General features: G+C 71.0%; 7 protein-coding genes and 1 pseudogene. 2 read left to right on the forward strand and 6 right to left on the reverse strand.

What is annotated here, in order from left to right; all coding sequences use genetic code 11:
* Nucleotides 1-100: 100 nt before the first annotated feature.
* The 6 genes from pulA to ACFTWP_RS28125 form a co-directional block, all read right to left on the reverse strand.
* Nucleotides 101-3,460 carry a pullulanase-type alpha-1,6-glucosidase gene (gene pulA, locus ACFTWP_RS28100; RefSeq protein ID WP_380267672.1) on the reverse strand — a complete coding sequence of 1,120 codons (3,360 nt, stop codon included), beginning with the start codon at nucleotides 3,458-3,460 and terminating at the stop codon, nucleotides 101-103.
* A gap of 97 nt (nucleotides 3,461-3,557) precedes the next feature.
* Nucleotides 3,558-5,261: a glycoside hydrolase family 13 protein gene (locus ACFTWP_RS28105; RefSeq protein WP_380267673.1), complete on the reverse strand. Its 1,704-nt coding sequence runs from the start codon at nucleotides 5,259-5,261 to the stop codon at nucleotides 3,558-3,560.
* Between the two features lie 135 nt (nucleotides 5,262-5,396).
* Nucleotides 5,397-6,299: a sugar ABC transporter permease gene (locus tag ACFTWP_RS28110; RefSeq protein ID WP_380267674.1), complete on the reverse strand. Its 903-nt coding sequence runs from the start codon at nucleotides 6,297-6,299 to the stop codon at nucleotides 5,397-5,399.
* Nucleotides 6,296-7,279, reverse strand: coding sequence for a carbohydrate ABC transporter permease (locus ACFTWP_RS28115; RefSeq protein WP_380267675.1), 984 nt, complete (start codon nucleotides 7,277-7,279; stop codon nucleotides 6,296-6,298). Before ACFTWP_RS28115 ends, ACFTWP_RS28110 begins: the two co-directional genes overlap by 4 nt.
* Nucleotides 7,280-7,362: 83 nt before the next feature.
* Entirely contained in the window at nucleotides 7,363-8,640 is a 1,278-nt protein-coding gene (locus ACFTWP_RS28120) for an extracellular solute-binding protein (protein ID WP_380267676.1), read from the reverse strand.
* 446 nt (nucleotides 8,641-9,086) lie between these two features.
* On the reverse strand, nucleotides 9,087-10,130 hold the full coding sequence (locus tag ACFTWP_RS28125) for a LacI family DNA-binding transcriptional regulator (RefSeq protein WP_380267677.1): 1,044 nt from the start codon (nucleotides 10,128-10,130) through the stop codon (nucleotides 9,087-9,089).
* Between the two features lie 298 nt (nucleotides 10,131-10,428).
* Here ACFTWP_RS28125 and ACFTWP_RS28130 point away from each other — a divergent pair.
* A pseudogene (locus tag ACFTWP_RS28130) lies at nucleotides 10,429-10,944 on the forward strand (alpha-1,6-glucosidase domain-containing protein); the annotation flags it as partial.
* The gene (locus tag ACFTWP_RS28135) at nucleotides 10,863-13,475 is read left to right on the forward strand and encodes an alpha-amylase family glycosyl hydrolase (RefSeq protein ID WP_380267678.1); all 2,613 of its coding nucleotides are present in this window, start codon (nucleotides 10,863-10,865) and stop codon (nucleotides 13,473-13,475) included. The pseudogene ACFTWP_RS28130 and the gene ACFTWP_RS28135, both read left to right, overlap by 82 nt.
* The last annotated feature ends 564 nt before the right edge of the window (nucleotides 13,476-14,039 follow it).

Raw genomic sequence — 14,039 nt, forward strand, 5'->3', positions numbered from 1 at the left:
GTGCGGTGCTGCGTATCTACGGGTCGGTGTCGGTGGTGGCTTCGGTGAGGGTGCCGGGCCCGGTGTGTCGGCCGGGCCCGGCGGGGTGGGTCAGATCGGGTCAGTTCTGGACGAAGACGGCGACGGTGTGGGCGGGGACGGTGAAGGTGCCGGTGGCCGGGTCGTAGGTGGACTGCTTGACGGTCGGGTCGGTGCCGTTCTGCTGTACGGGGTGCAGGTTCTGGCGGGTGCCGGCCAGGGCGGCGACGCTCTGGGTCCGGGAGCTGGTGGTGGCGTTGTAGATGACGGTGACGGACTTGTAGGTGTCCAGGCCGCGGCCGTCGAGGTGTTCGGTGATGACGCCCGGCACCTCGCCGGCGGTGCCGGAGAGAGGGAAGCTCAGGCGCTGCTGGACGGCCTTCGCGATGTCGAGGGAGAACAGCGGGGTGGAGCGCTTGATCTTCAGGAACTGCTGGTACTGGGCGGACGCGGACGCGGTGTCGGCGCAGGTGGTGGTGAGGGCGGGGTTGGCGAGCAGGGGCTTGGCGTAGCTCCACTGGGCCTGGTTCTGGCCGGAGGTGGCGAGCGGGAGACCGTGGCCGAAGCCGTTGCCCTGGGTGCAGTCCCAGTGGATGGCGTTGAACCAGTCGCCGCTGTCGTAGGAGTCGCCGTCCAGGGACTTGGAGCGCAGCAGGTCGGTGCCGGCCTGGACCATGCTGGGGCCCTGGGCGAGGGTGGTGGTGGCGAGGGCGAGGGCCTGGATGCGGGCGCGCTCTGCGGGTGTGGTGCCGGCGGGCAGCTTGTGGGCGAGGCTGTCGTAGAGGGCGAGGTTGTCGTGGGCGTCGACGTAGGTGACGGCCTCTCCGGGGGTGGCGGTGTAGCCGGCCGGGGTGCCGTTGTAGTCGATCTGGGAGCCCTTGCGGCGGGTGCCGTCGCTGGTGGTGAAGGTGTAGCCGGCGAGGTTGCCGGTGAGTCCGAGCTTGACGAGGTCCATGTCGTGCAGCAGGTCGATCTTCTGCTGGCCGGGGGTGCCGTTGACGGGGGCGCCGTTGGGGTTGGTGAACTGGCCGCTGGCGAAGCCCTGTTCGCGCGGGTCGGTGTCGGAGGGGCCGCCGCCGCGTACGCCGTCGCGCAGGCGGTCGTTGAAGGTGCCGATGCCGGTGCCGGCCATGTTGGCCTGGGTGGCCTGGACGAAGCGGGCGTCGTTCGCGACCACGCCGTAGTTCCAGCCCTCGCCGTACAGGGTGGTGGCCTTGCCGTCGATGCCGTCGCGGCGCTGGGTCAGCCGGCCGAGCGAATCCCTGACGTCGAGCATGGTCTGCTTGGGGTCCAGACCCATCAGGTCGAAGCGGAACCCGTCGACGTGGTACTGCTTGGCCCAGGTGGTGACGGAGTCGACGACGAGCTTGTTCATCATCGCGTTCTCGGGGGCGGTGTCGGCGCAGCAACTGTCGTGGGTGACGGTGCCGTTCGCGTCCTGACGCTGGTAGTAACCGGGGACGATCCGGTCCAGGACGGAGTCGGGGTCCTGTCCGGCGGCGGCGGTGTGGTTGTAGACGACGTCCATGACCACGCGCAGGCCGGCCTGGTGGAGAGCCTGGACCATCTGGCGGAACTGGACGGTGCGGGCGCCGCCATCCGGGGCGGTGGCGTAGGAGCCCTCCGGGACGGTGAAGTGGAACGGGTTGTAGCCCCAGTTGAAGGCGTCACGGGCCTGGGTGCCGGCCACGCACGCCTGCTGCTGGTCGGAGTCGGGGGCCATGGCGGGCAGGTCGCAGCCCGGGGCGGCCTGGTCGCTGCGCTTCTCCGCGGTGCCGGCGAAGTCGAAGGTCGGCAGGATCTGGACGGTGGTGACACCGGCGGCGACCAGGTCCTTGAGGTGCTTCATGCCGGCCGACTTCGGGTCGCTGAAGGCCAGGTAGGTACCCCGCTCGTCGGCGGGCAGGGCGGTGTCCGCGGAGGAGAAGTCGCGGATGTGCAGTTCCTGGATCTGCTGCTGGCCGGCGGTGATCGTCTTCGGTGACGCGGTGTCGTCCCAGCCGCGCGGTGCGAGGGCCGCGTCGTCGAGGTCGACGATCTGGCTGCGCCTGGAGTCAGCGGACAGGGCGAGGGAGTACGGGTCGGTCACGGTGTTGGTGACGGTCCGCAGGACGCTGGGGGCCCAGACCTTGACCTGGTAGCGGTAGTACGTGCCGCTCCAGTTCTTGTCGCCCTTGACCGACCAGACGCCGGTGTCGGGGTCGATGGTCAGGGGTACGGTGCGCGCCTCGGTGGAGGTGGCGGTGTCGTACAGCTCGACGGTGACGGACTGTGCGGTGGGGGCCCACAGGGACAGGGTGGGCTTCTTTCCGTCGAAGACGGGGCCGAGTTCGGCGTCGGCGGCCTTGGCGGCGTAGAGGCTGTCGAGGACGCCGGCGGTCTGCAGGCCGGTGGCGGTGATCAGGTTGCCGGTGGCGTCCATCGCGGCGACCGCGCTCTGGCCCTTGACGAGCTGCTTGGCCTTCGCCGCCCATTCGCGCGGGACGTGCAGCGCGGTGAGCTTCGCGAGGTGCGGGTACTTGGCCTTGACGGCGGCGGGCAGGCCCTTGGGGTCGCGGGTCAGCGGGATGCTGGTGCCGCCGGTGATGCCGGTGCCGGCGGCGGTGAGGCCGCCGTCGGGGGCGGTGGCCAGCTGGAAGGTCTTCGCTGCGCCGGCGTTGTCGCCGAGGTCCCAGGCGATGGTGTCGGGGGTGAGCCAGTACCCGGAGCGGGGGGCGAGGCTGGGCTTGGGCTGCCCGGCGTACACGCTGAGCACGCGGGAGGAGGCGGTGTAGCTGAAGGTGGTGGCGTCGCCGGCCTTCGCCACGGTGAAGGTGGTGTCGGTGCCGTCGACGGGGGTGGCGGGCAGACCGAGGGCGGCCTTCGCGTGGTAGGTGCCGGCGGGCAGGGCGGTGGTGGTGAAGGTGGCCAGGCCGTCGCCGTCGGGGTCGGTGAGCCAGGCCGCCAGGCAGTCCGTGGCGCCGGCGGCGCACCCGAGTTCGTCCAGGAAGTCGCCGCCGGCGGTGACCAGCGCCGTGTTCAGGGTGTCGGTGATCCAGTGTGTCGCCGGGTCGTAGAGGAAGGTCACGTCGGCGCCTGCGGCCGGGACGGTGAGCGGGATGTTCGCTCCGCCCGGCGCGGCGTTGAGGCCGTAGTTGACGGCCCAGCTCTTGTCCAGCGCCGCCTTGTAGGAGTAGGCGCCGCCCGGCAGGTGCGCCGAGAGCGACCAGGTTCCGTCCGGGCGGCGGGTCATCTGGGCCTGGTCGCAGTCGGGGGACCAGTCACCGGGGCAGCCGAAGAGGTGGTCGAGATCACCTGCCACGGCGACGGCGGTCGGCGCGGCGGTCGGGTCGGCGGCCAGGGCCGGGACGGGGGCCAGTCCGGCGGCCGCGAGGACGACGGCGGTGGCGACGGCCTGCCGGGCGCGGCGGGATCCGGGGGCGGTGGCGGGTCGGGGGGTCATGGCACCTCTTCGTGTCGCGACGGGTGGTGAAGCGGGGGCGGTGTTCTGGGGGCGGTGCCGCACCCGGGTTCGGCAGGGTGCGGCACCGCGGTCGGGGTCAGCCGGTGGTCCACCAGGCGGTGGTGTCGGCGGGCAGGACGGTGTGGGGGCCGTCCTGGGTGAGCGGCTCGCTGGCGAGGGCGAGTTCGCCGGGGCTGGGGACGGTGACGGGGTGACCGGTGATGTTGGCCGTGCAGCGCAGGACGGAGCCGTCGGGGCTGGTGCGTTCGAAGGACAGCACGCCGTCGGGGGCGTCCTGCCAGGTCAGGTTGTCCGCTCCGCCGAGGGCGGGGTGGGCGCGGCGGAAGGCGAGGGCCGCACGGTAGAGCTCCAGGGTGGACGTCGGGTCGCCGGCCTGCGCCTCGACGGACAGGTGCGCCCACTCGGCGGGCTGCGGCAGCCAGCTGCGGCCGCCCTCGGGGCCGAAGCCGTACGGGGCCTCCGAGCCCGACCACGGGATCGGCACGCGGCAGCCGTCGCGGAAGCCGTCCTGGCCGGCGGCGCGGAAGTAGGACGGGTCCTGGCGGACCTCGTCGGGCAGGTCGGTGACGTCCGGCAGGCCGAGTTCCTCGCCCTGGTAGACGTAGGCCGAGCCGGGCAGGGCGAGCATCAGCAGGGATGCGGCGCGGGCGCGGCGCAGGCCGAGCTCCCGGTCGCCGGCGAGGCGGATCTGGGTGCCCAGTCCGGGCTCGTTGGCGAAGCGGGTGGCGTGCCGGGTGACGTCGTGGTTGGAGAGCACCCAGGTGGTGGGCGCACCGACCGGGCGCATCGCCTCCAGCGACTCGTCGATCACCTGGCGTAGCGCCCCGGCCTGCCAGGAGCTGGCCAGGTACTGGAAGTTGAAGGCCTGGTGCAGTTCGTCCGGGCGGACGTAGTCGGCGGTGCGCCGGGCGGTGGGGGTCCAGGCCTCGGCGACGCCGATCCGCTGGCCGGGGTACTCGTCGAGGATGGTGCGCCAGGTGCGGTAGATCTCGTGGACGCCGTCCTGGTCGAAGCAGGGGGTGGCGCCGGTGCCGAGCAGTTTCATCGGGTCGTGGGCGCCGAGGTCGGGCAGGCCGGCGGCCTTGACCAGGCCGTGGGCGACGTCGATGCGGAAGCCGTCGACGCCGCGGTCGAGCCAGAAGCGCAGGATGGCGTGGAACTCCTCGCGGACGGCGGGGTGTTCCCAGTTGAAGTCGGGCTGCTCGGGGGCGAACAGGTGCAGGTACCAGTCGCCGGGGGTGCCGTCGGGGTTCTCGGTGCGGGTCCAGGCGGGGCCGCCGAAGACGGACTCCCAGTCGTTCGGCGGCACCTCGCCGCTGTCGCCCTTGCCGGGCCGGAAGTGGTAGCGCTCGCGCAGGGGGGAGGCCGGGCCCTCGCGCAGGGCCTGCTGGAACCATTCGTGCTGGTCGGAGGAGTGGTTGGGGACCAGGTCGACGATGATGCGCAGGCCCAGGTCGTGGGCGTCGGCTATCAGGTGGTCGGCGTCGGCGAGGGTGCCGAACATCGGGTCCACCGCGCGGTAGTCGGCGACGTCGTAGCCGGCGTCGGCCTGCGGGGAGGCGTAGAAGGGGGAGAGCCAGACGGCGTCGACGCCGAGGTCGCGCAGGTACGGCAGGCGCGAGCGGATGCCCGGCAGGTCTCCCATGCCGTCGCCGTTCGCGTCGGCGAAACTGCGCGGGTAGACCTGGTAGATCACTGCGTCGCGCCACCAGTCGGCTCTGCGCGCGGCGTCGGCGGGGGCGTCGGCGGGCCGGTCGGTTGTGGCGAGATGCTGGGTCATGGGGTCCTCACGACGGCGGCAGGTAGTGCCGCGGTTACTGGGAGTGATGTCTGATGGGTGGGCCTGACCCGCGTACCGAGGCGGCACGCGAGGGTGCTGCTCGGTCCGGGGAGGTGGCGCGGGGCGCCGGGGCGCTCAGCCCTTGGTGCCGCCGGAGGTCAGGCCGGACACCAGGTGCTTCTGGACGACGTAGAACACCAGTGCGGCGGGGATGGCGATCAGCACGGAGGTGGCGGCCATGAAGTTCCACTGGGAGTTGAACTGGCTGACGTAGGTCTGCAGGCCCACCGCGAGGGTGTACTTGTCCTCGGAGAGCATGAAGTGCGAGGCGTAGGCGACTTCGCCCCAGGCGGTGATGAAGGTGTAGAACGCGGCGACCGAGAGCCCGGGGCGGGCGAGCGGCAGGACCAGGCGCCAGAAGGTGCCGAACGGGCTGAGGCCGTCGATGCGGCCGGCCTCGTCGATGTCGACGGGGATGGTGTCGAAGTAGCCCTTGAGCAGCCAGGCGCAGTAGGGCACCGCGGTGGAGCAGTAGATCAGGATCAGGCCGCTGTAGGTGTCGAGCAGGCCCAGGTTCGCCATGATCTTGTAGAGCGGCACCATCAGGACGGCGACGGGGAACATCTGGGTCAGCAGGAAGGTGTACATCAGGGTGCCGCGGCCGAGGAAGCGCATCCGGGAGACGGCGTAGCCGGCGCTGGCCGCGATGAGCACGCCGATGAGGGTGGTGCCGAGCGCGACGATGAGCGAGTTCGTCATCCAGGTGCCGAAGTTGGTCTCGGTCAGGACGTGGCCGTAGTTCGACAGGGTGGGATGGTCGAGGATCCGGCCGGGGTGCTGGTAGTCGAACTTGTCGCCGCCGAGCGAGATGTAGGCGATCCACAGGACGGGGAACGCGGCGACGAACGCCATCACGGCGAGGCCGCTGTGCAGGCTGAGCGAGGAGGTGGCCTTGCGCCGGCTGCGAGGGCGGGCCGGTTCGGCCACGGCGGCGGCCGGGGGCGTGGTGGGCATGGTGGAGGTGGGTGCGGTGCTCATCGGAGGGCCCCCTCGTCGTTGCGCTTGAGCCAGCGGCGGTAGACGCTCGTGAAGACCACGAGCAGGGACAGGCACAGGATGCCGACGGCTGCCGAGGAGGCGTAGTCCTGGGGCTGCTGGCCGAAGAAGAGCTTGTAGGCGTAGGTCACGAGGATCTGGACGCTGTCGCTGTTGGTGCCGAACAGCAGGAAGATCACGTTGAACTGGTTGAACGTCCAGATGACGCCGAGCAGGATCACGGTGCTGCTGACCGGCCGCAGGCCGGGCAGGGTGACGTTGACGAACTTCTGCCAGGGGCTGGCGCCGTCCATCCCGGCGGCCTCGTAGAGCTCCTTCGGGATGGCCTGCAGGCCGCCGAGGAGGGAGATCATGATGAAGGGGAAGCCGCACCAGATGTTGACGCCGATGGCGGCGGCCTTCTGCGCGAGCGGGTCGCTCAGCCAGGAGGGGCCGGTGATGCCGACCAAGTGGAGGATCTGGTTGACGGCGCCGTCGTCGGCGAGGATGAGGCGCCAGGCGAAGATGGTGACGAAGGTGGGCACCGCCCAGGGCAGGATCAGCAGCATCCGGTAGAGGCCGCGGGCGCGCATCTCACGGTTGAGGACGACGGCCAGGGCCAGTCCGAGGGCGTAGGTGAGGGCGACGCAGGCGACGGTCCACACCATCGTCCACACCAGGTGGGGCCAGAACTGGTTGTTGGCGCCGGTGAGGATGTCGACGTAGTTCTTGAGGCCGACCCAGCTGTAGGTGTCGGGGATGTGGTTGGCCCCGATGGTGCGCCCGACGTTCTCGCTGGTGGCGTTCGTGAAGCTGAGGTAGATCCCCTGGACGAGGGGGTAGCCGACGATCGCACCCAGGACCAGCGCCACCGGTAGGCACATCGCCCACGCGTACCAGTGGCGGTCGTAGGACTGTCTGAGCCGACTGGGGAGACTTCGGCGGTTCTTGCGGGCGGCGTCGCCTTGGACGACGGTCGTCATCTGGCACCTCGGGGGCGGGAAGGGGCAGCGGGCAGCGGGGCGGTCCCGGCCGGGCGCCCGCGGGCGCCCGGCCGGGGTGCGGGTCACTGCGCGGTGTAGTCCGGGAGCAGCTTCTTGGCGGCGGCGGCGACGTTGTCGAGGCCGGCCTGGGTGCTCTCCTGGCCGGAGAGGATCTTGATCAGGTCGGTGCCCAGCGGGTCGTAGAGCGAGGAGTACTGGGCGACGGGCGGGCGCGGCTGGCCGGAGGGCAGGACGGCCTGGTAGCCCGCGATGCCGGGGTTGGCCTTGACCTCGGCGGTGTAGGAGTCGGCGCGGGTGGGCAGCGTGGCGTTCTTGGTGGCGGTGGTGGTCTGGGTCTGGGTGGAGGTCATGAAGGCGATGAACTTCTGCGCGGCGGCCTGGTGGGCGGCGTCCGAGCCGGCGTAGGCGACCAGGTTGTGGCCGCCGAGCGGGGCGCCGGCCTTGCCGGTGGAGCCGGCCGGGACGGTGGCGATGCCGAGGTTGGACTTGTCCGTGAACGCGGTGCCCTTGAGGACGTTGGCGTTCTCCCACGGGCCCTGGATGATGGCGGCGACCTTGCCGTTGTCGAAGGCGTCCATGATGTTGCCGTAGCCGTTGCTCGTGGTGTCGAGCTTGGCGATGCCGGGGGAGGCGACCAGGGCCTTGAGGGTGTCGATGCCCTTGGCGGCCGCCGGCGAGTTGACGGTGATCTTCTTCGCGGCGACGTCGAGCATGTCGGTGCCCTCGCCGTAGAGGAACGGCATGGCGTAGTAGCCCTGCGGGTTGAAGGCGAAGCCGTCGACGCCGGTCTTCTCCTTGACCTGGGCGGCGTCGGCCTTCAGCTCGTCCCAGGTGGTGGGGGCCTTGGTGATGCCGGCCTTGGCGAAGAGGTCCTTGTTGTACATCAGGGCCAGGGTGTCGGTGACCTGCGGGACGCCGTAGAGCTTGCCGTCGTACTTGGCCTGCTGGACGAGGCTCGGCTGGAAGGCGGCGGCGTCGTTGGCCGCGGGGGTGGAGTCCAGCGGGGCGAGGAAGCCCGACTTGGCGAAGCCGGCGGTCCAGCCGACGTCGGCGCGCAGCACGTCGGGGGCGCCCTTGCTGCCCGCGGCGGTCTGGAACTTGCTCTGGGCGTCGGCGAAGGGGACGTTGACGTAGGTGACCTTGACGTCCGGGTTGGCCTTCTCGAAGTCGGCGGCCAGGGCCTTGAAGACCGGGGCCTCGTTCGTGGCGTCCGAGGTGTCCCACCAGGTGATGGTGACCGGGCCGGAGGCGGCGGAGCCCGATCCGCTGCCCGAGCTGCAGGCGCTCGCAGAGACGATGACCGCAGCCGCGAGGGCGACTGCCGCGATGCCACGACGCATGGTGAACTCCTAGATGGAGGGAGATTCCGGGGGTGGGGGCCGGGTCCGCATGGAGCCGGGGCCGGCCTGGGGTGTTTCGTCCGGCGGCCCTGTCACGCCTGGTGGAGGCGGGGCGGAGCCGGAGACAGGGCTCCCGCAGCCACGATTGGCAGGTGCTGCGCGAACTTCGGTGATGCGGGATCCCGCACGGCCGAGCTGTGTGATGTCGTCGACATTAGCAGGCTATTAACAGCAGTTACCTAACGTTCAGGTAACACGCTTGACGCACATCGACAACGCGGACGGGTGAACTGGTCCGGGTACCCGGGCGGACCTCTTGCCACGCGGCGAGGCGGCTCCTACGGGCCCGAGAACGGGCGGGCCGGGCCGGCGGGGAGGCGCGCGACGCACGCCGCCCCCTGGCCCGGCGGGGCGAGGAGGCGGTGGTGTGCTGGTACGGGGTGCGGTCAGCCGACGACGGCGGGCACGCGGCCGCTGGAGTCCCGGACGATGAGGTTGGTGCTGAGCAGCTGGTGGGGGTGCTGGTCCTCGTCGCGGATGGCGGAGATGAGGAAGTCGGCGGCCGAGCGGCCCTTGGCGGAGATGGGCTGGCGGACACTGGTCAGGCGGGGCCGCAGCCAGGCGGCGTCCGGCAGGTCGTCGAAGCCGGTGACGGTCACGTCCTCGGGCACGCGCAGGCCGAGGTCGTGCAGGGCGTTGATGGCACCGAAGGCGAGGATGTCGGACAACGCGATGATCGCTGTCGGCGCGCTGTCCGCCATCAGGGCCCGCGTGGCCCGGTAGCCGTCCGCGCGGGTACAGGGGACCTCGGTGAGCGTGACGTCGGCGAGCGTCATGCCGGCCTCGGCGAGGGCCTCGGCGACGCCGTCCATCCGCCGGGCCAGCGGCCCGCGGTAGCCGCGCTCGGCCCGCTCGGGGCCCGGGTCGATCGACAGCAGGGCAATCCGTCGGTGCCCGAGGTCGAGGATGTGGCGGGCGACCTCGTGCGCCCCGGCGCGGTCGTCCACGTCCACGCTCGGTACGTCCTCGCAGGGACTGCTGTCCACCAGGACGAACGGGATGCCCCGGCGCTGCAGCTCGGCGACCTCGCCGCGGTCGTGCTCCAGCCCGCAGACGATGAAGCCGTCGACCGCGGCGTACGGGATGGCCTTGAGCATCGAGTCCCGCAGCGGCGGGGTCAGCAGCATCGTGTAGCCCTGCTCGTCGCAGACCTGGCCGACGCCGGTGAGGAACCGCGCGTAGTACGGGTTCTCCATGATCTTGGCGAGATTCTGCGGGAGCAGGACGCCGAGTGACTGGGTCTGGCCGGCCTGCAGCATGCGCGCGAGGGTGTTCGGCGAGTAGCCGATCTGCTCGGCGGCGGCCATGATCCTCTCCCGTGTCGCCTCGGAAAGACGCTCGGGACTGTTGAAGGCGAAGGAGACCGCCGACCGCGACACGCCGGCGAGCTTCGCCACGTCCGTGGACGTGACCCTCCCGCGTCCGGTCATCGGGGCCGGACCTGGCGACTTCGGCGACATAGGGGTCCCCCGTCTCGTGTGCGTACCCCCACGATAACGCACGTTAGTAACCGTAAACAGAGTGCGGGCCCCGGCCGCCGTCAGGGTGGCGACCGGGGCCCGCACGGGCCCTCGGAAGGCAGCGGGTTTCTGTCCAGAGTCTTGACCTGCCACCCAGTCACGCATTATTAACATGAATTAGCAAACAGCGGATGACGGTGAGCCCCCCACCCGGTCCCCCAGCCGTCGGCAACTGCGTGCACCACCGTGACGAACGCAGGCCACCACCCAGGCGGTGCCCGGCACCGCCGGCGCCTCCTACACCCTCGACCCGGCCCGGACCGGCGGCAGCGACCCCGTTGTGAAGACGGCCGGCTGCTCGGCGGCGGGCGGCACCTGCACCGTCCCGGCGCGCACCGTCGCCGTCTTCCGCGCCTCCCGAACCATCCGGCCCCCGCCCGGGCGGGGGCCGGACCTCCCTCGGGGCACGGTGCATGCCGGCCGCCCCGCCCCGGGCTCGATGCTCCGGGGCGCGAAGCACCTGACCGCTTCGCGCCCCGGACACCCCGCCAACGTCAGGCAGCAGCGCCAACAGCCCTCATGCCACCGGCGCACCCGGGCCCCGCCCCTGCAGGATCTCCCCACCGCACCCCACCGCACCCCACCCACCCGCGCCGACCGGCCCGCCAGCCGCCGGCACAGCACGGCCACAGGAGAGTCCCCATGCACCACGCTCCCCGCCGCTCCCGGCGCCACACCGCCACCGTCACTGCCACGGCCACCGTCGCCGCAGCCCTGGCCCTGACCCTCACCCCCCTCCTGCAGAGCACGGCCGCCGCCGCACCGGCCGCCGTGTCGGTGCCCGGCTCGTTCAACAGCGAGATCGGCTGCTCCAGCGACTGGGCCCCCGACTGCGCCCAGGACCAGCTCGGCCAGCGCGCCGACGGCAAGTGGTCCCTCACCCTCAACCTGCCCGCCGGCACCTGGGCCTACAAGGCCGCGATCAACAAGAGCTGGACCGAGAACTACGGCGCCCAGGGCGTCGCCGGCGGCGCAGACATCACCCTGACCGTCCCTGCCGGCGGCAAGGCCGTCACCTTCGTCTACGACCCGGCCACCCACTCGATCACCGACAACGCCGCCAGCCGCGTCGTCACCGCCGCCGGCGACTTCCAGTCCGAGATCGGCTGCCCGGGGGACTGGGCACCGGACTGCCTGACGTCCTTGATGGACGACACCGACGGCGACGGCACCTACACCTTCACCACCACCGCGATCCCCGCCGGCACCTGGCAGGTCAAGGCCGCCCTCGACAAGTCCTGGACCGAGAACTACGGCCAGAACGGGACCGCGGGCGGCGCGAACCTCAGCTTCACCGTCCCGGCCACCGGTGCCACCACCACCTTCAGCTGGAACAGCGGCACCCACGTGCTGACCGTCCAGTCGGGCACCGGCAGCACACCAAGCCCGAGCGCCACACCCAGTGCCTCCCCGACGGCGACGCCGACCAACCCGCCCGCCGCCAACACCCTCGGCGCGCTCTACACCAGCGCCGCGACGACGTTCCGCATCTGGTCCCCCGACAGCTCCGACGTCAAGGTGGCCATCGGCGGGACGACGTACCCGCTGATCCCGGTCACCCTCAACGGCTACACCGGCGTCTACCAGACCGTCGTCAGCGGCGACCTGAGGAACCAGAGCTACCAGTTCAAGGTCCGCGGCAACGACGTCCGCGACCCCTACGCGCAGATGGTGAACCCCGGCACCACCCAGGGCATCGTCATCGACTCCGGCACCGTCACGCCCACCGGCGGCAGCTGGGCCGCGCGCCCGGCGCGCGCCAACCGCGAGGACTCGGTGATCTACGAGCTCGATGTGCGCGATTTCACCATCGACCCGAGCTCCGGAGTCGACGCGGCCAAGCGCGGCAAGTTCCTCGGCCTCGTCCAGGGCGGCACCACCGACAACGGCGTGAAGACGGGCATCGACCACCTCAAGGAGCTGGGCGTCACCGACGTCCAGATCATGCCCTCCTTCGACTTCAACTCCACCGTGCCGAACTGGGGCTACGACCCGCTGAACTACAACGTCCCCGAGGAGCAGTTTTCCCAGGCGACCTCGCCCGAGGGCCGCATCCGCGAGTACCAGGACATGGTCAACGAGTTCCACAAGGCCGGCATCCGCGTGATCATGGACGTCGTCTACAACCACACCGCCGGCAAGAACGTCTTCGACGGCATCACCGGCAAGTACTACAACAGCACCGACCTCTCCGGCACCGGCAACTCCATCGACGACGGCAACCCCATGGTCAGCCGTATGATCCGCGACTCGCTGGAGCACTGGGTCCGCGACTACAACATCGACGGATTCCGCTTCGACCTCCTCGGCGTCCACTACGCCGCCAACGTCGCCGACTGGGCCTCCTACCTCAACGCCACCTACCCCGACCGGCAGCTGCAGATCTACGGCGAGCCCTGGAGCGGCGGCGTCAGCGACCCCGGCGAGGCGCAGAAGGTCCGCTACAGCACCGTCCCCACCCTCGCGCCCGCCCACGTCGGCGTCTTCAACGGCGCCTACCGCGACGCGATCAAGGGCGGCACCCAGGACAACCTCATGAACTACATGAACGGCGCCGGCGACACCTCCGCCGTCATCCGCGGCCTGCGCGGATCGCTGCTCGCCACCAAGAGCACCAACGCCCTGTCCGACCCGTGGAACCCGGCGTTCGCCTACGACCCCGAGCAGAGCCTCAACTACGTCTCCGTCCACGACGACCTCAGTCTCTGGGACAAGATCACCTACTCCGGCGCCGCCGGTGGCGGCGCCGGTCGCGCCGGGCAGATCGACCGCTTCGCCACCGGCATGGTCCTCACCTCCCAGGGCATGGCGCTCATCACCGAGGGCGACGAGTTCCTGCGTACCAAGGTCGTCGGCGGTAACTACGAGGCCGCCAAGAACTCCTACAACGTCGGCGACGACGTCAACGCCATCCACTGGGGCGACAAGATCACCAACGCCGCCACCTTCAAGTACTACAAGGACGCCATCGCCCTGCGCAGGTCCACCCCCGCCCTGCGCCTGACCACTTGGGACGCCGTCAATAACCAGCTCTCCACGCAGAGCAGCGGCTCCGTGATCACCACCAGGATCAGCTCCAACCCGGCCGCCCCCACCGCCTACGACACCGTCGTCGTCTACAACCCCACCAACGGCGACTTCACCCCGAGCCTGCCGGCCGGCACCTGGACGAAGGTCCTGGACACGACCGGCGCCGTCAACACCTCCAGCACCACCGCCGGCGCCCTCGCGGTGACCGTCTTCAAGAAGAACTGACCCACTCACGCCTCCGGGCCCCGGCCCCGGCACCAGGGTCATGGTGCCGGGGCCCGGAGACGTGCGGCTCCCACTTCCGGCGGGGAGCGTGAACTCCTGAGCTGATCGAATAGGCCCGGGGACTTCGGGGTGGACCGCAGATGACCGATCCGGGTGCGGAGGCACCTGTCCGTCAGGAGCAGCCTCGCCGGTCGTCCAGGGGGAGTGGGCCGAGGCGGGGGAGGGGACCGGCCGGCGGCGCATCAGCCGCGAGTGGCCCTGGTCCCTCCTTGCCCACCCCTGGCGCTGGGCATCGCCGAGGCCTGGCGCCGTAGCGAGGACGGGACCGGGGTCCGGACGCGCCGCCGAGTGGGACCGTCGACGACGGCGATGGGAACGCGGCGGGACCGCGGCGCCTGTGTCCCGGGACCGGGACCACTCACCGTGCGGCGGCCGGTCCGTGACGGGGCGGGGCTGATCCCGTAGCGCGCTCCCAAGACTCGCCAGCGAGCCAGCAGGGACGCGCAGGTGGGCGGCCGTACGCCAGTGGCCGGGATTCTTCGGCTGCTGGCGCCACTACTTGGG

The organism is Kitasatospora sp. NPDC057015, from assembly GCF_042673745.1.
GTDB lineage: Bacteria > Actinomycetota > Actinomycetes > Streptomycetales > Streptomycetaceae > Kitasatospora.